Annotated in this window: 16 protein-coding genes and 1 riboswitch; of the genes, 4 read left to right on the top strand and 12 right to left on the bottom strand. The window is 64.0% G+C overall.

Going from position 1 to position 18,962, the window contains the following annotated elements:
* Positions 1-179: 179 nt before the first annotated feature.
* The 6 genes from ACGLHT_RS09225 to ACGLHT_RS09200 all read right to left on the bottom strand — a co-directional run bounded on the left by ACGLHT_RS09225 (position 180) and on the right by ACGLHT_RS09200 (position 10,966).
* A complete protein-coding gene (locus ACGLHT_RS09225; protein ID WP_025337711.1) occupies positions 180-872 on the bottom strand; it encodes a sensor histidine kinase KdpD in 693 nt (230 codons plus the stop codon).
* Positions 869-2,476 (bottom strand): response regulator, encoded by a 1,608-nt coding sequence (locus ACGLHT_RS09220; protein ID WP_025337710.1) that lies wholly within the window; start codon positions 2,474-2,476, stop codon positions 869-871. The genes ACGLHT_RS09225 and ACGLHT_RS09220 overlap by 4 nt, the downstream gene beginning before the upstream one ends.
* A gap of 158 nt (positions 2,477-2,634) precedes the next feature.
* Complete coding sequence (locus tag ACGLHT_RS09215) at positions 2,635-5,352, bottom strand: LuxR C-terminal-related transcriptional regulator (RefSeq protein ID WP_274119744.1); 2,718 nt, start codon at positions 5,350-5,352, stop codon at positions 2,635-2,637.
* A gap of 338 nt (positions 5,353-5,690) precedes the next feature.
* Positions 5,691-7,055: a DUF1329 domain-containing protein gene (locus ACGLHT_RS09210; RefSeq protein ID WP_274119745.1), complete on the bottom strand. Its 1,365-nt coding sequence runs from the start codon at positions 7,053-7,055 to the stop codon at positions 5,691-5,693.
* 25 nt (positions 7,056-7,080) lie between these two features.
* A complete protein-coding gene (locus ACGLHT_RS09205) occupies positions 7,081-8,952 on the bottom strand; it encodes a DUF1302 domain-containing protein (RefSeq protein WP_075043773.1) in 1,872 nt (623 codons plus the stop codon).
* Between the two features lie 331 nt (positions 8,953-9,283).
* Complete coding sequence (locus ACGLHT_RS09200; RefSeq protein ID WP_137162995.1) at positions 9,284-10,966, bottom strand: fatty acid--CoA ligase; 1,683 nt, start codon at positions 10,964-10,966, stop codon at positions 9,284-9,286.
* A 294-nt stretch (positions 10,967-11,260) separates the two neighbouring features.
* On the opposite strand from ACGLHT_RS09200, the gene ACGLHT_RS09195 reads away from it, so the two are divergent.
* The 3 genes from ACGLHT_RS09195 to ACGLHT_RS09185 all read left to right on the top strand — a co-directional run bounded on the left by ACGLHT_RS09195 (position 11,261) and on the right by ACGLHT_RS09185 (position 14,131).
* The gene (locus tag ACGLHT_RS09195; protein ID WP_025337705.1) at positions 11,261-12,226 is read left to right on the top strand and encodes a 2-hydroxyacid dehydrogenase; all 966 of its coding nucleotides are present in this window, start codon (positions 11,261-11,263) and stop codon (positions 12,224-12,226) included.
* A gap of 54 nt (positions 12,227-12,280) precedes the next feature.
* Entirely contained in the window at positions 12,281-13,279 is a 999-nt protein-coding gene (locus ACGLHT_RS09190) for a class I SAM-dependent methyltransferase (protein ID WP_274119746.1), read from the top strand.
* Between the two features lie 39 nt (positions 13,280-13,318).
* Positions 13,319-13,458, top strand: a riboswitch (yybP-ykoY riboswitch).
* Positions 13,459-13,546: 88 nt separating this feature from the next.
* The gene (locus tag ACGLHT_RS09185) at positions 13,547-14,131 is read left to right on the top strand and encodes a TMEM165/GDT1 family protein (RefSeq protein WP_013970934.1); all 585 of its coding nucleotides are present in this window, start codon (positions 13,547-13,549) and stop codon (positions 14,129-14,131) included.
* Between the two features lie 150 nt (positions 14,132-14,281).
* Here ACGLHT_RS09185 and ACGLHT_RS09180 read toward each other — a convergent pair whose 3' ends face one another.
* The 4 genes from ACGLHT_RS09180 to ACGLHT_RS09165 form a co-directional block, all read right to left on the bottom strand.
* A complete protein-coding gene (locus ACGLHT_RS09180) occupies positions 14,282-15,097 on the bottom strand; it encodes a M48 family metallopeptidase (protein WP_025337703.1) in 816 nt (271 codons plus the stop codon).
* 199 nt (positions 15,098-15,296) lie between these two features.
* A complete protein-coding gene (locus ACGLHT_RS09175; protein WP_274119747.1) occupies positions 15,297-15,917 on the bottom strand; it encodes an SOS response-associated peptidase in 621 nt (206 codons plus the stop codon).
* Positions 15,918-15,932: 15 nt separating this feature from the next.
* Positions 15,933-16,193, bottom strand: coding sequence for a putative signal transducing protein (locus ACGLHT_RS09170; RefSeq protein WP_025337701.1), 261 nt, complete (start codon positions 16,191-16,193; stop codon positions 15,933-15,935).
* Positions 16,193-16,375 (bottom strand): CPXCG motif-containing cysteine-rich protein, encoded by a 183-nt coding sequence (locus tag ACGLHT_RS09165; RefSeq protein WP_012270508.1) that lies wholly within the window; start codon positions 16,373-16,375, stop codon positions 16,193-16,195. The genes ACGLHT_RS09170 and ACGLHT_RS09165 overlap by 1 nt, the downstream gene beginning before the upstream one ends.
* Positions 16,376-16,500: 125 nt before the next feature.
* Here ACGLHT_RS09165 and ACGLHT_RS09160 point away from each other — a divergent pair, with 125 nt between their 5' ends.
* Positions 16,501-17,667 carry a 1-acyl-sn-glycerol-3-phosphate acyltransferase gene (locus ACGLHT_RS09160; RefSeq protein ID WP_025337700.1) on the top strand — a complete coding sequence of 389 codons (1,167 nt, stop codon included), beginning with the start codon at positions 16,501-16,503 and terminating at the stop codon, positions 17,665-17,667.
* A gap of 116 nt (positions 17,668-17,783) precedes the next feature.
* Here ACGLHT_RS09160 and ACGLHT_RS09155 read toward each other — a convergent pair whose 3' ends face one another.
* Positions 17,784-18,044 (bottom strand): hypothetical protein, encoded by a 261-nt coding sequence (locus ACGLHT_RS09155; protein ID WP_013970930.1) that lies wholly within the window; start codon positions 18,042-18,044, stop codon positions 17,784-17,786.
* 197 nt (positions 18,045-18,241) lie between these two features.
* Positions 18,242-18,826: a YajG family lipoprotein gene (locus ACGLHT_RS09150; protein WP_013970929.1), complete on the bottom strand. Its 585-nt coding sequence runs from the start codon at positions 18,824-18,826 to the stop codon at positions 18,242-18,244.
* Between the last annotated feature and the right edge of the window lie 136 nt (positions 18,827-18,962).

Raw genomic sequence — 18,962 nt, 5'->3', positions numbered from 1 at the left:
CCAGTAACGCCTGGGCCATTGCACGCGACCGCGTTGTTTGTCCGACGCGATATGGAGATGGACGCCAAGGGCCCGCGCGCCTCTGCCTCAGGAATAACTGGTCCGAAACAGATGTAGGAGCAGCCTTGTGCTGCGAAGCGCCGCGCGGGCGGCGCTCGATCTCACAGGCACCACACATCCTAAGGCAAGAACAACCTGAACAACCCACCCCCAAGCGCCCCGCCATTGGAGATCTCGATCCGCCCGCGCACCCCGCCGCTTTCATGCAGTGCCGCGATCCGCGCGGCAAAATACAGGCCCAGGCCGGTACTGCCGCTGGTCGAGTCGATACCCTGAATGAATTCTTCCTGGCGTTCGAGCATGCGTTGTGGATAACCCGGGCCGTCATCGTTGACGCAGATGGCCAGCTGGTTGTCTGCCTCTTCGATGGTGATCAGCAAGGCATGCGCGGCAAAGCGGGTGGCGTTGGTGATCACGTTGGCGATCACCGAGGCCACCAGCTCGCGGTCGAAGAAGCCCAGCGGGTTGTCGGTGTCGATGCGCCAGGTGGCAAGGATGTCCTTGTGCTTGAGCACTTCCTCGTGCGCAGCCAGTTGGGCTTCGATGAAATCGTCCAGTTCGTGGTAGTCCGGGCACACCGGCAACTGGTTCACGCCCAGTTTGTACAACCCCAGCAACTGCACCAGCATGCCGTTGAGGTGGCGAAACTCATGCTCCATCACCCCCTGCTCGGCACCACCGCGCAGTTCCTCGGGCAAGCGCTGCATCCACTGGTTGTGGGACTGGATCAACGCCGACAGAGAATTCTTCAGGTCGTGCACGGTGGAGGCGATCACCGTGGAAAAATCCAGCCCCTGGTTGTCTTGATTCATGCGCCGAACACTCGGATGTGCAGTTTGCGGTAGCGGTCGTAGCGGTTGTCGCTGGCGGGGATGCCGGCCACGCTGGTCAGGGCGTCGCGGCACTCCTGCATGATCGCGGGCTGAGGGCTGTCTCCGCCGATGCGCAGCAGCGCCTGGGCAGTGTTGAGGGCGATGCTGATGTTCTTCGGCTGCAAACCCAGCGCCTTGCGGAACAGCTGCAACGCCTCGCCGAGCTGCCCCCCCTGGTAACTGCGCACACCCTGGCGATTGAGGGTGACCGCTTCGGTAATGGCGTTGAGCACGCTGGGGTCGTCCGTCAGCTTGCCGACCCTCTCCATGACCTTGGGGTCGTCGCCATAACTTTCCACACAGCTCCTCAGCACGCCGATGGCGGCGGCTTCCTGCCCCATGGCCTGCAACTGCGCGGCAACGGTCAGGGCCGAATCGACCGAGAAGAACTGGTTCATCTTGTCCAGGCGCTGGATCGCCTGTTCGGTCAGCTTGGCAGCCGTTTCAGGATCGCCGGCCTGCTGCAGGCTGGCGGCCTTCATCATGCGGGCACGCACCTGCAGGCCCTGGTCCTCGGGGTTTTCCTTGGCTACTTCGCTGAGCGTGCTGTTGATCTCGACCCGGGTGCGCGCATCCAGGCCAAAGCCGGCATTCCTGCTCATCAGCGCCTGCACCAGGCCCAGGTTGTTCTCGGGGTCCTTGTAGCGTGAGCTCTGGCCCTGGTTCACCGCATGGCGGAACGCTTTCGAGGCACTCTCGAAGTCTTCGTTTTCCAACGCCAGCTTGCCCAGCGTCGACTGCCGGCGCACCGACAGCGGCGACAGGCGCACGGCTTCTTCAAGCATGTTCTGCGCACGCCTGGTTTCGCCTTGGGCCACCAGCACCTCGGCCATGCCATCGTACAGGCCTGGCATGATCGGGAAGGCCTTGAGCGCCTGCTCGTACACGCCCTGGGCCTGGGCATTCTGGCCGCGCTTGTGCATCAGGCTGCCCAACGCCGAGTACACCCACGGCTGCGGGCGGCTGGCCAGGATGGCCTTGAGGAACTTCTCCAGCTCCTCGAAACGGTTGAGGTTGCGCAAGGCATCGGCCCGATAGCGCAGGCACAGCGGGGCCAGGCGTGGGTCGCGCTTGCACAGCTCGGCGCAGGCCGCCAGCACTTCGGCCGGGCGATTGCGGTCCAGGGCCTGCAGGATTGGCTTGAGCAGGGTCTTGCGCTGGTACAGCTTCTCCACGCGCTGGGCCAGGCCAACCCGGTTGAACGGCTTGGTCAGGTAGGCGTCAGGCTCGTGCTCGATGGCGCTGAGGACAATGGCCTGGCTGCTCTCGGCCGTGACCATGATGAATATGCACTCATGGCTGATGTGCTTGTCGAGGATCAGGTCTTCGAGCACCTGCTGGCCGTTCTTCTTGCCGTCGCCCAGGTGGAAGTCCTGCAGGATGACGTCATAGCGCTTTTGCGCGCACATGCGCAGCGCCTGCTCGCCGCTGTCGGCGGTGTCCACGTCACGTACGCCCAGCTCGCGCAGCATGGAACGGGTCGACGTGCGAAAGTCGGTAAAGTCGTCGACGATCAGAAAGCTCTTTTGCCCGTACTGCAGCATCAACACGACCTGCCTTGGAATGATTGAAAAATCGCGCGAGGCGATGCCACCGATAGCTGTATCGGCAGCTGGTCGGGAAAGATGAGGGTAGAGCGTTGCCGGCCACGGACCATGGCCTGGCGCCATCACTTTAGCGAACAAGGCTCTGCAGGGCTATTTCACGCCAGCATTCCCAGGGACTTGGCCTTGGCCACCGCCTGAGTACGCCGCTCCACCCCCAGTTTGCTGTTGATATGGCTGGCGTGGGTTTTCACCGTGTGCAGGGAAATGAACAGCCGCTCGCTGATCTGCTGGTTGGAAAAACCCTGGGCAATCAGCTCGAGCACGGCCAGCTCGCGGCTACTCAGGGCTTCACCGCTGCCGGTGCTGGCGCTCGGCAGCGGTGGCAGGCGCTTGAGCAGCTCGGCCTGCACCGAGCAGGCGGCAACTGCCTGCAGCTGTTCGAGAAGCCACTGCGGGTGCTGCTCCAGCAAAGGCTGGAACGGTTGCAGCACGCCGCCTTGGGCTGCCTCCAGCAACCGTGGCAACAGCTGGGCGGCCTGCTCGTCCCGGCCTTCGCCCAGCAACAAGCCAAGCCACTGGCACAGGGCACTGACGCTGAGCATCATGCCGCCACTGGCCTGGCCGCGCTCGACCAGGCTGGCCAGGCGTTTTGCCGCGTCGTCGCTATGCGACTGGATACGCTCGAGCGATGCCTGCTGCAAGGCGATGTGCAACGGCAGCAACGGGTGGAACTCCGGCGCCGCCGCCGGTTGCTCGCCACCATAGGTCTGGCCCAGGCGTAACAGCCAGGACTCGGCCAGGTCGATGCGCCCCTGTGCCAGCCACAACTCGCATTTGACCAGGGTGATCATGGCCAGGTAGTAGACCGGCGGCACATCCCAGATGTGCATCAGCCGCTCGGCCTCGGCCAGTTCGGCAAAAGCCTCGGCAAAGTGCCCTTCCCGGCCATCGAGCGTAGCGATCACGCAGTGGCCGATGAGCACGCTGATATCGCGGCAGGCCCGCGCCTCGCCCAGCCCCGCACGTAAGCGGGCACGGCCCTGGGACGGCTGCAGGCGCGATACCAGCAGGTAGCCTTCGTAAAGCGTCAGGCGGGCGCGCACGGCATACAGCCGCTGTGCCGACAGCCCTTGCAGGCGTTGCAGCCCCTCGCGCACTTCGTCCAGTGCGCGCAACACCTCGCCACGGGCATGCAGCACCCGCGCCCGGTCGTAATGGGCCAGGGCCTCGAACAATGGGTTGCCAACGCGCTGGGCGAGCTCCAGGGCCTCACGGTTCCAGCCGCGGGCCCGCCAGAAATCGCCATCGGCAATCGCCAGGTTGGACAGCGTCGACAGGCACACCAGACGTTGGCCATAACGCTTGCTCGGCAGGCTCTGCAGCGCTTCGCCGCAATAGGCCAGGGTGCGCTCGCGGTCGCCACGGCCACGGGCGATCACACCACTCAGCGCCAGCCACTGGGCCAGCATGGACTTTTGCGCGGTCGCCGAGGGCGCGGGCAGGAAGCGGCTGAGATAACCCGCCAGCTCCTCGGCCGCGTCCAGCTGGCACGCCAGGCCCAACGCCCAGCTGTACAGCACGATCAGCCGCGGCGTGCTGATCAGCAGGCTGTCGGGCAGGTCCATCTTCCAGCGCAGCAACATGCCGACGTTTTGTTCGGCCAGCAGTTGCTCCTCGGACAGGCTCTGCACCAGGTCGGCGGCGACATCGAGGTGACCGGCCCGCAGCGCCTGCTCCACCGCTTCGTCCAGCAGGCCCTGGCTTTCGAACCAGCGGCAGGCACGCAACTGCAGGCCGGCCAGCGGCTCGCTGGCCTGGCGGCTGCGCAGCAGGTCGGAGAACAGGTGGTGATAGCGGAACCAGTGGCCATGCTCGTCCAGCGGCACCAGGAACACCTGGTGCGCCTGCAAGAAGCGCAGGATCGCGGCGCTGTCGTGGCGGCCGCGCACGGCATCGCACAACGGAGCGCAGAAACGCTCCTGGCAGGCCGTTTCGTACAGGAAGGCCTGCACGTCGGCGGGCAGCATGTCGATGACTTCTTCCAGCAGATAGTCGCGGATCAGGCCCTCGCCGCCGTGCAAGGCCTGGGGCAAGGCCTGCTCGTCAGCGGACTCGCTGGCCGCCAGTTGCCAGAAACGCAACCCGGCCACCCAACCGTCGCTGCGCTGGATCAGGTTGTCCAGGGCCTGGCCACGGAGCCCGGTGGGTTGGCGACCGATCACCGCCAGCGACTCTTCGGCGGTAAGGCGCAAGTCCTGTTCGTTGAGCTCGACCAATTGCCGCGACAGGCGCAGGCGCGCCAGGTGCCAGTCCGGGCGCTGGCGGCTGGTGACCAGCAGCACCAGGCCGGGGGGCAGGTGATTGAGGAAGAACTGCAGGCAGCGGTCGAGCACCGGCCCCTGGGCCAGGTGATAGTCGTCCAGCACCAGCAACAAGGGCGTATCGGCTTGCAGGTACAGCGCCAGCTCGTCGAGCAGGCCGTCGAGCCATTCCTCGAAGGCGAACGGCTGGTGGCGCTGGCGCATTTTCAGCAGGCCCATGGCCTGGCCGCCCAGCGCCGGGCAGTACTGCTGCAGGCCTTCGAGCAGGCGTTCGAGGAAGCGGCCAGGGTCGGCATCCCGTTGGCTCAGGCCCAGCCACAGGCTACGCCAGTGCTCGGGCAGCGCTTCGCAAAATTCGATGGCCAGGGAGCTTTTGCCGAACCCCGCCGGAGCATTGACCAGCAACAGCCGCCCGCCGAGGCCGGCTTGCAGCCGCTGGCACAGGCGCAAGCGCGGCACATGGCCGTCCGGCAAGGGCGGCCGGAAGAAACGCCCGTCCAGCAGGCCCAGGGCCTGGCTGGCGAATCCATGCGTACGGGACAGATCTGTCATGGCCGGCTCGTTCTGGTTGGAAGACTACGGCGGTATGGATGCTTGCGAGACTAGCCGGTAACGCTGCCCATTTGAAGATGATGGGCGCAATTCCCCTGGAAAAGACTGCGACAAAAAGCAAAATGACTGATGGATAGGGGCTGGGGCGAGGGTTTGAGGAGGTATTCAGCAGCTTTATTGCTGTACCGGCCTCTTCGCGGGTGAACCCGCTCCCACAGGGATTGCACAGGTTTCAAGTCCAGTGCAGTACCTGTGGGAGCGGGTTCACCCGCGAAGAGGCCGGTACAGGAAAATGAAACGCCCCGGTCAAGCCGGGGCGCTCCGAGGTTGCGTGATACTTAGCGAATACCCGACTGGCGCAGTGCCGCTGGCTGGAAGTCCGCCTTGCTGGCGCTGAAGCCGAAGTCGTAGGCGCGCTTCTCTTCGTTCTTCATGCCCAGGGCCAGGTAACGGCCCGACTGCAGGTCGTAGATAGTCTCCAGGGTGTACCACGGCACTTCCACGTTGTAGTACGGCTGGGCATGTGCCTCGGACACGCGCCACAGCTGGCCACGGCCGTCGTACTGGTCGATCATCGCAGCCTGCCAGGTGTCCTCGTCGATGTAGAAGTCACGCTTGGCATAGATGTGCCGCTGGCCCGGCTTGAGGGTCGCGACCACGTGCCACACACGGCGCAGCTCGTAACGGGAAAGGTCCTGGTTGATGTGCCCGGCCTTGATGATGTCGGTGTACTTGAGCTTGGGGTCGTCGAGCTTGAAGGCGTTGGACGCGATGTACATCTCCTTCTTGCCTTCCAGCTTCCAGTCATAGCGGTCCGGCGCACCGTTGAACATGTCCAGGTTGTCCGAGGTGCGCAAACCGTCGGCGGCGGTACCCGGGCCGTCGTACGACACTTGCGGTGCCTGGCGCACGCGGCGTTGGCCTGCGTTGTAGATCCACGCCTTGCGCGGTTCCTTCACCTGGTCGAGGGTCTCGTGCACCAGCAGCACGGTACCGGCCAGGCGCGCGGGCGCGGTCACCTCCTGCTTGAAGTAGAACAGGATGTTGCCCGGGTTGTTCGGGTCGTAATCCTTCATCTTGTCGCGGAAGACGAACTGGTCGGAGAAGTACACAGGGTTGAAGGAGCCGTTCTGCTGCGGCGTGGCCTGGGTCACCAGGCGGCTGACGCTGCCACCCCGGTAGCGGGTGATGTGGTTCCAGATCACCTCCAGGCCGCTTTTGGGGATCGGGAACGGTACAGCCGTGCGGAAGTTGCTCAGGCCGTTGCCGCCTTCGACCAGGGTGGTCTTGGTGGCGTTCTCCTTGATGGCGGCGAACACATCGGCCGGCACCGTGGAACCGCGATGGGTCTTGAATACCGGTATCTTGAAGGTGTCCGGGTAGCGCTTGAGCATGGCCAACTGGCCCGGCGAGAGCTTGTCCTTGTACTGGTCGGCGTTCTGCGCGGTGATGGTGAACAGCGGCTTGTCGCTGCCGTACGGGTCGGACAGGAAGCCCTTGCCGTCGGCGCTGCCCGCGCTCTTCGACAGCGGCTCCCACGGGCCGATCGAGCCATCGGCGTTGCCGGCCTTTTCGGCGCCCATCGGGGTCAGGGTACTGCCCAGCTTGGCCGCCTCGTCGGCGGATACTGCAGCCATGACGCTGGTCGCCAGCAGGGACAGGCCCAGCACACCGGCTTGCAGCAGACTTCTGGTCTTGTTCATGTCGTGTCGTCCTGGATCTGTATGCTTAGAAGTTCACGCCGAAGCTGAGGGCGACGAAGTCGCGGTCATCCACGGTGGTGTACTTGCCGTCGAAGAAATTGGTGTACGACAGGCTCGCCGTGTAGGTGTTCTGGTACTCGGCGTCCAGGCCCAGGCTGACGGCCTTGCGGCCCTCCTCGAAGTTGGCGCCAGGGCCAGGCGAATAGCCGGAAACGTCATGCGACCAAGCCACGCTGGGTTTCAGGTTGACCCCGGCGAAGACGTCGTTGTAGTCCCAGATTGCGCGAGCGCGGTAACCCCACGAGGTAGTGGTGGTGAAACCATCGTTTTCGCAGTTGCGCGACAAGTTGGCGGTGGAGCTACCGAGGCCAGAGCCGTCAATGGTGGTCTGGTTGAGCGCGGTACACATGCCATTAGGCAGCTCGCCAGGGCCGAAGACTGGGTCGCGGCCGTACCGGGCCTTACTGGTACTCTCCAACCCACCGACGTGGGTAACACCGACTTCACCAACCACTGTGAGGCGACTGGCACCCATGATCTGGTCGAAGAAGTGAGTGAAGGTCGTCTGGAACTGTGTGATTTCCTTGCGGCGGTAGCCGTGCAGGTCCTGCCCCGCCGTGCCCTTGAGCACGGACGCATCATTGAACCCGGGCAGTGGTGTGACACCAGCGAACAGAATATCGGTAGAGTTCAGCTGCACCGGCGCATTGGGGCGATAGCTGAGTTCACCGCTCCAGGCGGTACCGGTAGGCAGCGTGGTGGAGAAGCTCAAGCCGTACAGGCGGATGTCTTCTGGATACTCGACGAAGTACTGCGAGTTACCCGCGACAATCAGAGGACGCAAACGCGCTGGCAGCGCGGCGACCCCGTCGAACACCGCCTGCGAAGCGCCTGTGGCACTGAAGATCGGTGCTCGGCTGTGGTAGTTCATGAAATACGCGCCGAATTCGGTGTCCAGCGGCTCGAACATATAGCGGAACGCAACGCCGAACTGTCCGCTATCCCGCGCATCACGGTCGGCGCCACGGCGCACCAGCACACCCTCATCGTTGTAGTTGACGCCAGTGGCGGCGAGCAGCCCCTGCACGGGAGGTGGTAGTTGCCCCAGGGTTCGGCCGCTAGACAACACGCGCAGGTTGTCGGTACAGCCGTCGGCAATGATGTCCGGCTGGGAGAAGAAGGTGCCGCAGTTGTCGACGACCGTCTGGTCCCATTCGATCTGGTAGAAGGCCTCGGCCGACAGGTTGTCGGTCAGGCTCTGCGAAACGTAGAACATGTTGACCGGGATCAGGCCTTCCTTGATCTCGGCCCCCGGGCGGCGGAATGCCGACACGTCGATCGGGTTGATCGAGTTGATGCCGCCACCGATGAAGGTACTTTCACCCCAGCTCACCACCTGCTTGCCCAGGCGCACCGAGCCCGGCTGATCGCCGATGGAGTAGTTGTGGTAGACGAACGCATCGAGCAGCTCGGCACCGGACGATTTGGCGCCTTCCTTGCGGTTGGAGTCGCTGATGTCCTTGAACTCGCGGCCTTCGTCCTTCAGTTCGAAGTCGTACCAGTACTTGCCGCGGACGAACACGCCGGTGTCGCCGTACTTGAGCTCCAGGTCATGGATGCCCTTGAAGATCTTGGAGAAGGTTTCGCCCTTCTTGAAGTTCAGGTGGCCATCGTCGGATGTCTGCGACAGGCCCTTGCCGCCGTTGTTCACCCCGATCAGGTTCTTGTTGGGGTTGGCCGTCGACCAGCTGGCGCCGATGGAGAGCGACGAGTCGAACTGGCCTTCGATTTCACCAATGTTGAAACTGACAGCGAAAGCAGGACTTGCGAGCGTGGAAGCAAGGCTGACAGCCAGGGGCAACTTGGCCCGGCGCCAGAACAGGTTTGCAGATTTCATCGACGCTACTCCATGTACTTTTTTTGTTATGGCAGTGAGTCCTTTCAAGAACGGCCGAGCGACCGGTTTGCAGGCTTGCGCCCGCGGCGACACGGCTTGCGCATGTCGCCTTCCCCCATTCCTGAAAATCCCCTGGCCCCGACTATAGCCAGCAAGGCACAGGCGCTTGATCCCTCTAAAGTGTGATTTGCGCTCCGTGCGGCCAACTCGCTGCCATGTTGCCCCGGCTGCGCGCTGGCAGTGCTAAAGGATGGCGTATTTCTGCCGTTTGGCAAGGCTGCGCCCCTCTAGCATGCGGGTCGCGTGCTGCGGTACGCGACCCGCATGGCGGTTACAGCGTGGAGAGGAACGCGCTGTTGCTGGCCTGCCACTGGACGATGTCCTGGCGGATGCGTTTCTTGTCGAGCTTGCCGACACTGGTCTTGGGAATTTCGGTAACAACGGCGATCTGGCTTGGAATCGCCCACTTGTTGATGTGCCCTTGCTCGACGAACGGCTTGAGATGTTCCTTCAGTGCCTTGGCGTCGATGACCTGGTCTTCGCGCACCACCAGCAGGGCAAACGGGCGTTCGCCCCACTGCGGGTCGGCCACCCCTACCACCGCCACTTCGCGCACGGCCGGGTGACGGCTGATCAGGTCTTCGAGGTCGAGCGAGGAAATCCATTCGCCACCGGTCTTGATCACATCCTTGATGCGGTCGCGGATGTCGATGTAGCCCATGCCGTCGAGCGTGGCGACATCGCCGGTGTGCAACCAGCCACCCTGCCACAGCTCCTCGCTCTTCTCCGGTTCCTTGAAGTAGCCCATGGTCAGCCACGGCGCACGCAGCACCAGCTCGCCCTGGGTTTCACCATCGGCGGGCAGGAAGTTGCCGTCGCCGTCGACGATGGCCGCCTCGACCAGCGGCACCGGCACGCCGGCCTTGATGCGGTAGGTGACGCGCTCATCCTCGCTGCCGGCCTGCAGTTCGTCGTTCAGGTGGGCGGCGGAAATCAGCGGGCAGGTCTCGGACATGCCATACGCGGCGGTCAGCTGGATGCCGCGTGCCAGGGCTGCCTGGTACAACGAGCGGTTGAGTGCGCTGCCGCCGATGATGATCTTCCAGCCGCCGAAGTCCTGACCTTGGGAGGTCGGGCAGTTGAGCAGCATCTGCAGGATGGTCGGCACGCAATGGGAGAAGGTGACCTTCTCTTCGCGCCACAGCTTGACCAGCATGTCCGGCTCGTACCGCCCCGGATACACCTGCTTCATCCCGAGCATGGTGGCGGCGTAGGGAATGCCCCAGGCGTGCACATGGAACATCGGCGTGATGGGCATGTACACGTCGTTGCTGCCCAGCAGGCGCACGCTGTCAATGCTGCCGGTCACCGAAGCTTCGGCCAGGGTATGCAGCACCAGTTGCCGGTGGGTGAAATACACCCCCTTGGGGTTGCCGGTGGTGCCGGTGGTGTAGAAGGTGGTGGCCACCGAGTTCTCGTCGAAGTCCGGGAAGTCGTAGCGCGGGCTGGCGGCGGCCAGCAGTTGCTCGTACTCACCCACCAGGTTGGGCAGCTCGGCTGTCTTGTCCGGGCCGTCGGTCAGCAGCACGGTCTTGTCGACAGTGGTCAGTTGCCCCGCGATGCCCTGGTACAGGCCGACGAAGTCGCTGTTGACCAGCACCACGCGGTCTTCGGCGTGGTTCATGGTGTAGAGAATCTGCTCGGGCGACAGGCGCACATTGATGGTGTGCACCACCGCGCCGATCATCGGGATGGCGAACATGCATTCCAGGTAGCGGTGGCTGTCCCAGTCCATCACCGCCACGGTGTCACCGGCCTTTACCCCGGCTTCGGTCAGCACGTTGGCCAGGCGCGCGATGCGCTCGTTGAGTTGTGGGTAGGTCAGCCGCAACTGGTCGCGGTAGACGATTTCGCGGGTCTTTTCATAGCGGCTGCCAGACATCAGCAGGCGCTTGATCAGCAGGGGGTAGGCGTAGGCGCCCTCGGCGGGCTTGATGATGCGGGTCTGCAACATGGGTATCCCTTTTCTGAAAAGCGGGCCGGACAAGTCTGGGAACCACTGTAGTTCGCCAATGTGACGGCTAAATCAGCCGAAGGAATGATTTGCATGATGAAGGTATGAGTGGCGGGCGTTGACGGGCGGCAAGGTTGAACTAGACACTGCGGCGGCAGCTTCAGGTTATGTGGTGAAGCTGATGGCCTATTCGCGGGTAAACCCGCTCCCACAGGTATTGCACCAGCCTTTGCAATGGTGCAGTACCCGCGAATGGCCGCGACACCGAAATCCCGCCCAGCCTCGGAGAACTTCATGCCCAGCCCGCGTCGCGCCGTGTTTCTCGATCACCAGTCCCTGGACCTGGGCGATCTCGACCTCTCGCCCCTGAAGCAGCAGTTCGACGAGTTCGAACTGTTCGCCGCCACCCGCCCGGAGCAGGTCGCCGAACGCCTGCAGGGCGCGGTGGCGGTAGTCAGCAACAAGGTCATGCTCGACGCCGCGACCCTGGCCGCCAACCCGCAACTGAAGCTTATCCTGGTGGCCGCCACCGGCACCAACAATGTCGACCTGGCAGCCGCGCGCGCTCAGGGCATCACCGTGTGCAACTGCCAGGGCTACGGCACACCGTCCGTCGCCCAGCACACCCTCGCCCTGCTGCTGGCCCTGGCCACCCGCCTGTGCGACTACAACCAGGCGGTAGCCGACGGCCAATGGGCCAAGGCCAGCCAGTTCTGCCTGCTGGACTTCCCCATCGTCGAGCTGGAGGGCAAGACCCTTGGCCTGCTCGGCCACGGTGAACTGGGCGGCGCGGTGGCGAGGCTGGCCGAAGCCTTCGGCATGCGCGTACTCAGCGGGCAGATCCCCGGTCGCCCGGAACGCGCCGACCGTTTGCCACTGGACGAGTTGCTGCCGCAAGTCGACGCCCTGACCCTGCACTGCCCGCTGAACGAGCACACCCGACACATGCTCGGGGCCCGCGAACTGGCCCTGCTCAAGCCCAACGCGCTGGTGGTCAACACCGCCCGCGGCGGCCTGATTGACGAGCAAGCGCTGGCCGACGCCCTGCGCAGTGGCCACCTGGGCGGTGCCGCCACCGACGTGCTGAGCGTGGAGCCGCCGGTCAATGGCAACCCGCTGCTCGTACCCGGCATCCCGCGCCTGATCATCACCCCGCACAGCGCCTGGGGCGCGGTGGAATCCCGCCAGCGCATCGTCGGCCAGCTCAGCGAGAACGCCCAGGCCTTCTTCGCCGGGCAGCCACGCCGCGTGGTCAGCTGAGCCCGACGCCCGCCTCTGCTACACTGCGCCACTTTTTTCCAGGAGGCGTCGTCCATGGACCCGCGCAGTGAAGTGTTGCTCCGCCAGGCAGAGCTGTTCCAGGGCCCGCTGCTGCTCGCCGGCGCCCCCGCCGACGGCCTGCTCGGCCAGTTGCCCCAGGCCCGGGCCTGGACCTGGCATGCGGGCGACCAGGCCATGCTCGAAAGCCGCTTCGCCGGGCGCAGCCACTATGGGGTCGAGCCCCCTGAAGTGGCTTTCGACAGCGCCGTGCTGTTCCTGCCCAAGTCCCGTGAACTGGCCGCCTACCTGCTCAACGCCCTGGCCTCGCGCCTGGCTGGCCGCGAGCTGTACCTGGTTGGCGAGAAACGTGGTGGCATCGAGGGCGCGGCCAAGCAGCTGCAGGCCTTTGGCAAGCCGCGCAAGCTCGACAGCGCCCGCCATTGCCAGCTGTGGCAGGTGACCATCGAGCACGCGCCAGAAGCCAAGCCCCTGGAAAGCCTGGCCGAACGCTTCGAGCTCAGCCTGGAAGACGGCCCACTGCAAGTGGTCAGCCTGCCCGGTGTGTTCAGCCATGGCCGTCTCGATCGCGGTACCGCCCTGCTGCTCAAGCACCTCGACGGCCTGCCGAGCGGGCATGTGCTGGACTTCGGCTGCGGTGCCGGGGTGCTGGGCGCCACGGTCAAACGCCGTTATCCACAAAACCGGGTGACCCTGCTGGACGTGGATGCCTTCGCCGTGGCCGCCAGCCGCCTGACCTTTGCCGCCAATGGTCTGGAAGGCGAAGTGATCAGCGGCGACGGCATCGACGCGGCGCCGACCGAGCTGAGCCTGATCCTGAGCAACCCGCCGTTCCACACCGGGGTGCACACCAACTATCAGGCATCAGAAAACTTGCTGAAAAAATCGGCCGTTCATCTGCGAAAAGGTGGCGAAATGCGCCTGGTTGCCAACAGCTTCCTGCGCTACCAGCCACTGATCGAAGGGGCGCTGGGCAACTGTCAGGTACGCGACGAGGCGGACGGTTTCCGCATCTACCAGGCCACACACGGATAAAAACAGCGCTTGCCGAAAGCGTTTTGCCTAGGCAGAATCCGCACCGTCCTAGGGGAGTAGTCTCCCGCGAGCGCCCAGCTCGCCCGGTACGCGTCAACATACTTGGTCCACAGACCATGGCGCGTGCGACCCACCATGCCAGCCTGCATGGCGAGATCCGCATAGACGGATCCAGGGTTTGACAAGACCTATGACACGCACACCTTACCCGGGGCGGGGAGGCTGTACGTGTCATAGCCGTGTCGACCCGCCCCCGTAGGAATCCTGATGCTGGAATCTCTGTTGGTCCCCACCGCCATCGTTGCCCTCGCCGAAATTGGCGACAAGACGCAACTGCTCGCGCTCATACTCGCTGCCCGCTTCCGCAAGCCCTGGCCGATCATCGCCGGCATCATCGCCGCCACCCTGGCCAACCATGCCGCGGCCGGTGCCGTGGGCGCGTGGGTCGGCAGCTTCTTCAGCGACTCGGCACTGCACTGGATCCTGGCTGCGAGCTTCACCGCCACTGCGCTGTGGACCCTGGTTCCGGACAAGATGGATGACGACGAGAACCCGGCGCGCCGCTTCGGGCCGTTCCTGACCACGCTGATCGCGTTCTTCCTGGCTGAAATCGGTGACAAGACCCAGGTCGCCACGGTGATGCTGGCAGCACAGTATCCGTACCTGATCATGGTCATTATCGGTACCACCCTGGGCATGCTGATTGCCAACGTGCCGGTGGTTTTGGCGGGTAACTTCGCGGCGGACAAACTGCCGCTGACGCTGATCCGTCGCCTGGCGGCCACGGCGTTCTTCGTGCTGGCGATCGTGGCGGTGTATTCGGCGATGAAAGCCAGTGGCTGGGTGGGTTGACTCGAAAGGCGACAGGCTGACGCCGAACCTGTAGGAGCAGCCTTGCGCTGCGAAGAGGCCGATACAGGCACCAGGAAATGTGGTGCTCTTACCGGCCTCTTCGCAGCACAAGGCTGCTCCTACAAGGGATAAGCATCTGGAAGTCGGGGCTTACTTCTTGGCCGCCTGGTACAGCGGCATCACCTTCGGAATGGCCGCCTGCAACGAAGCAATGCGGCTCTGGGACGCCGGGTGAGTGCTCATGAACTCAGGCGGTGCGCCTTCGGAAGCCTGGCTCATCTTGTTCCACAGGGTGATCGCGGCATTCGGGTCATAACCGGCACGCGCCGAGAGTTCCAGGCCGATCAGGTCGGCTTCGTTCTCGTTGGCCCGGCTGTTGGGCAGGGTCATGGCATAGTTCACCACGGTATCGGCCATGGCCATGCTACCCTGGCCGAGGCCAAAGAGGGCACCGGCGCCCTGGCGCGCCATTTCCACGCCATACGCCTTGGACATCGCCTCGCGGCTGTGCTCGCGCAGGGCGTGGGCGATCTCGTGGCCCACCACCGCAGCAATTTCCGCATCGGTGAGCTTGAGCTGATCGATCAGGCCGGTGTAGACGATGATCTTGCCGCCAGGGCCGCAGTTGGCGTTGAGCTCGTCGCTCTTGATCACATTCACTTCCCAGTTCCATTGCGCAGCATCCGGGCGGAACTTGGGGGTCTGGGCGATCAGGCGGTTGGCAATTACCTGCACACGCTTGGCAACAGCGCTGGACTTGTCGAGCACGCCTTTGTTCGATGCTTCACCCAGGGTCTGCTGGTACGACTGGGCGTACATCTGGTTGACCTCATCGGTCGAGAGCATGCTGAACATGTACTGCTGGCGCTCGACGCCGACAGCACCGCCGCTGGTGGTATTCACCGCCTGGCAGCCGGCTAGCAGGATGCCAGCACTCAACAGGCTGACGACAAAAGACTTACGCATGAAAACACTCCCTTTTTACATGCGCCGTATCGTAGGCTGACTCGCCGGTGGGCCGCCATAGCCGCACGGAAGAATTTATTTGCCTGCACCGGCCTCTTCGCGGGCACGCCCGCTCCCACAGTGAATACAGTAAACCTGAAGGCCGTGTAATACCTGTGGGAGCGGGCATGCCCGCGAAGGGGCCGGTGCGGGTAACCCCTCAAGCCGGGGTCAGGCACTCCGGTGCATCCAGCTTCGGGTCATTGACGAAATGCGCCAGGGCCCGCTCGCGCAACGTCGCCGGCGGGCTGGCCAGCAATTCATGCAGGCGGGCCAGCGGCGTGTCCGGGTCAAGCCAGGCCGCCTGCCCCGCCTCGTCCAGTATCAGCGGCCGACGCTGGTTCATCGCCGCCTGGGTCACCACCGCACAACTCAGCCAAACCTGGTCCTGCACCGGGTAGGCCTCCCACACGGCGGCGAAGTACAGCGATGCGCCCTCCCCCGGGGTCAGCCAGTACGGGCGCTTGCGCACGCTACCGCGCCATTCGTAAAAGCCGTTGGCCGGCATCAGGCAGCGGCGCTGGCGAAACGCGTCGCGAAACATCGGCTGCTCGGCCAGGGTTTCGGCGCGGGCATGGGCGGGGGTACGGGACAGGTCGGTGAGCCACGCCGGGGTCAGCCCCCAGCGCGCCTTGGCCAGTTTCAGCTGGCCCTCGAGCTGGCGCTGGATCAGCACCGAAGCCCCGGGCGAGATGTTCCATTGGGCGGGCTGGCCAACGGGAAAGCCCGGCAGACTGGCAAGAGCCTGGGGCCAGCGAAACAGGGCGTAACGTCCACACATGGGCGAATTCAGAACCTAGCAGATCAAGGTACCGGGGAAACTCTCCGGTTCGTCACCAACCAGTGGCTGGGCGTCATTGTACGCATCGATCAGCTGCCGTGCGTACTCGGCCTGCTCATCAGCCACGGCAAGCCCCAGCAAACCCTGCATCGGCAGCTCACCGGCGGCACCGACCAGGTCACGGCCAACCAGGTGCGCCTCGATCCCCTCGCTGGCGAGCATGCCCGCCAGCATTTCCGCCTCGAGCAGGCTTTCCGGTTCGTAGATGCGCTGCATCAGTCATTCTCACCGAATACATCCAGCATCCACTCCTCGCCATGAACTTGCAGCACGAAGCGGATAGGCTTGCAGCATACCTGGCAGTCCTCGATGTACTCCTGATCGCCACCGGACAGGTCCACCGTGGTTTCGACTTCTTCGCCACAATAAGGGCAATCGTAGATAGCAGTTTCCAGCATCGCGGCCTCCGGGGTGACTTATGCGTATAATTACCGGTCTGTTTACAGGGCCTGTGTGTGTCCGAGCCGTTTTTCGGAGCCCGTCCCTACCTTATTACCCTAGCCGTTTCCAACAAGAGAGCATGATGGGCGAATTCGATGCCATCCGACCGTACGACGACGCTGAGGTCCCTGCCGTTCTGGCACGCCTGCTCAGCGACCCGGCATTCCTCGATATCCTCACCCACTTCCGCTTCCCGCGTGCGGCCGGTGCTCTCGGCTGGTTGCTCAAACCGCTGATCGCCCGCCGCCTGCGCAAGGAATTCGCCGGTGTCACCTGTGTCTCGACCTTGCAGGACAAAGTCGAGTACTACGTCGACCAGACCATCGACCGCGCCACCGACGGCGTCACCTATTCGGGCGTGGAGCAGCTCAAGGCCGGCACCGCCTACCTGTTCCTGGCCAACCACCGTGACATCGTCATGGACCCGGCCTTCGTCAACTACGCGGTGTACCACGCCGGCCTGCCCACGCCGCGCATCGCCATTGGCGACAACCTGCTGCAAAAGCCGTTTGTCAGCGACATGATGCGCCTGAACAAGAGCTTCATCGTGCACCGCTCGATCAGTGGGCGCCGCGAAAAGCTGGCGGCCTACCAGCTGCTCTCGGCCTACATCAACCATTCGATCCGCAACGACGCCACGTCGATCTGGATCGCCCAGGCCGAAGGCCGGGCCAAGGACGGTGACGACCGCACCGATTCAGCGATCCTCAAGATGTTCCACATGAGCCGCAAGGACGAGCCGTTCGGCGCGGTGATCCAGAGCCTTAACCTGACACCGGTTTCGATCAGCTACGAATATGACCCGTGCGACCAGGCCAAGGCCCGCGAGCTGTACATCCGCGCCACCACCGGCACCTACAAGAAGGCGCCGGGCGAGGACGACAACAGCATCGCCAAGGGCATTACCGGCTACAAGGGCCGGGTGCACATCAACTTCGCCCCGCCGGTGACCGAGTACCACGAGGACACCAAGCAACTGGCGGTGGAAATCGACCGGCAGATCCTCGGTGGCTACCGGCTGTTCCCGGTGCACTACCTGGCCTATGCGATGTGGGATGGCAAGGATGAGGCGCTGCAGGTGCCGAGCGCCGAGAAGGTATTCCCGGCTGATGAACTGGCCCGGGCCAAGGAAGAATGGCAACGCCGCCTGGATGCCTGCCCCGAGGAGCAGCGGCCGTACCTGGTGTTGCAGTATGCGACGCCGGTGCGCAACCAGTACCAGGTCAGGCAGCAGGCACCGGTTGCCTGATCGATCCTAGGGCTGCTTTGCAGCCCATCGCGACACAAGGCCGCTCCTACAAGAGATCGCGCATACCTGTAGGAGCGGCCTTGTGTCGCGATGGGCCGCAAAGCGGCCCCGGAATCTCAAATCCAGGTACTGAACCAGGACAACAGCAGCGCCATCGCCAGGCACGAAAAACCGAGAATGTAGAAGTAGCGCGGTACCCGCAGGTCGAACGCGTCCACCACCCCCTCGTCCACCGCCATGTACTCGCGGGTCTCGGCCTCGCGCCGCCGCGCACTGTGCAGCAGCAACCCGCCCGGGCAGGTCAGCAGCAACGCCAGCAGATTGATCAGCTTGGTCGGGTGGGCGGCCAGGAACCCCCAGAGCACTTGCAAGGACATCACGCAACCTCGGTATGAGCGACGGCAAAGGCCGGCATTCTACCCAAGTCATGCCCAGACGCCCGGCCCAGGCGACAAAGTGTCATCAAATTTCATCTGGCATGGCATGAAGCTTTGCCGGCCTCTTCGCGGGCACAGACAACAAAAAACCCGCTGCCTGGAACACAGGCAGCGGGTTTTGTTTTACAGCTGAAGCCTTACTGCCCCAGCACCTGACCGATGGTCGGGTCCTTGAACATGCGGGTCAGGGCATCGCTCAGCACATCGCCCACCAGCTGGGTGTTGGTTTCCTGGTTCGGCGCCATGCCGAAACGCTGGTCCAGCGAAGCGCCGTAACGGCCACTGTAGCGGCGGCCGCCATTGGACACGTCGGCACGGAAGGTGGCGCCGATGGTAGCCTCGGTCACGTACAGGTTGTCTTTCGGCGACTGGTACTTCAGCTCCGCCAGGGTCACGGTCAGCTGCGGCGCGTTGTAGGCGTTCGGCGTCGGGGTGAAGCCGAGCAGGCGCACGGCGGCTTCAGCCTGGGCCTGCAGCTTGGGCACGATGTCGTTACCGCTGACGCTGATGGTGCTGGTCTCGGGGTACATGCCACCGCGAGTGCCCAGGGACTGCGAGGCCCGGCCGTCAACCACACGGACCACTACCGGCTGGCCATGGCCGACCGGGGCGAGCTGGGCCTTGAGCGTGGGTTGCGGATTGAGTTGTTGCGGGCTGTGGGCACAACCGACCAGGCTGAGGCTGGCCACGGCGATCAAACCGAACAACAGACGTTGCAACATGCGCGTTACTCCAGAAAAAGCGGCGAAGGCCCACAGTATACCTAGCCACGCATCGACCAGTCATCGGCCTGGCCCGCTTGTCACAATCGTTTCATCGCCGCGCCCTTATCCTTGCGCCAAGCCCTAACGCACAGGA

Origin of the sequence: Pseudomonas sp. PsB (genome assembly GCF_043658375.1) — a bacterium.
GTDB lineage: Bacteria > Pseudomonadota > Gammaproteobacteria > Pseudomonadales > Pseudomonadaceae > Aquipseudomonas > Aquipseudomonas putida_Z.
The sequence above is the reverse complement of the archived record's forward strand: the minus strand, read 5'-3'. Positions and strand labels throughout refer to the sequence as shown.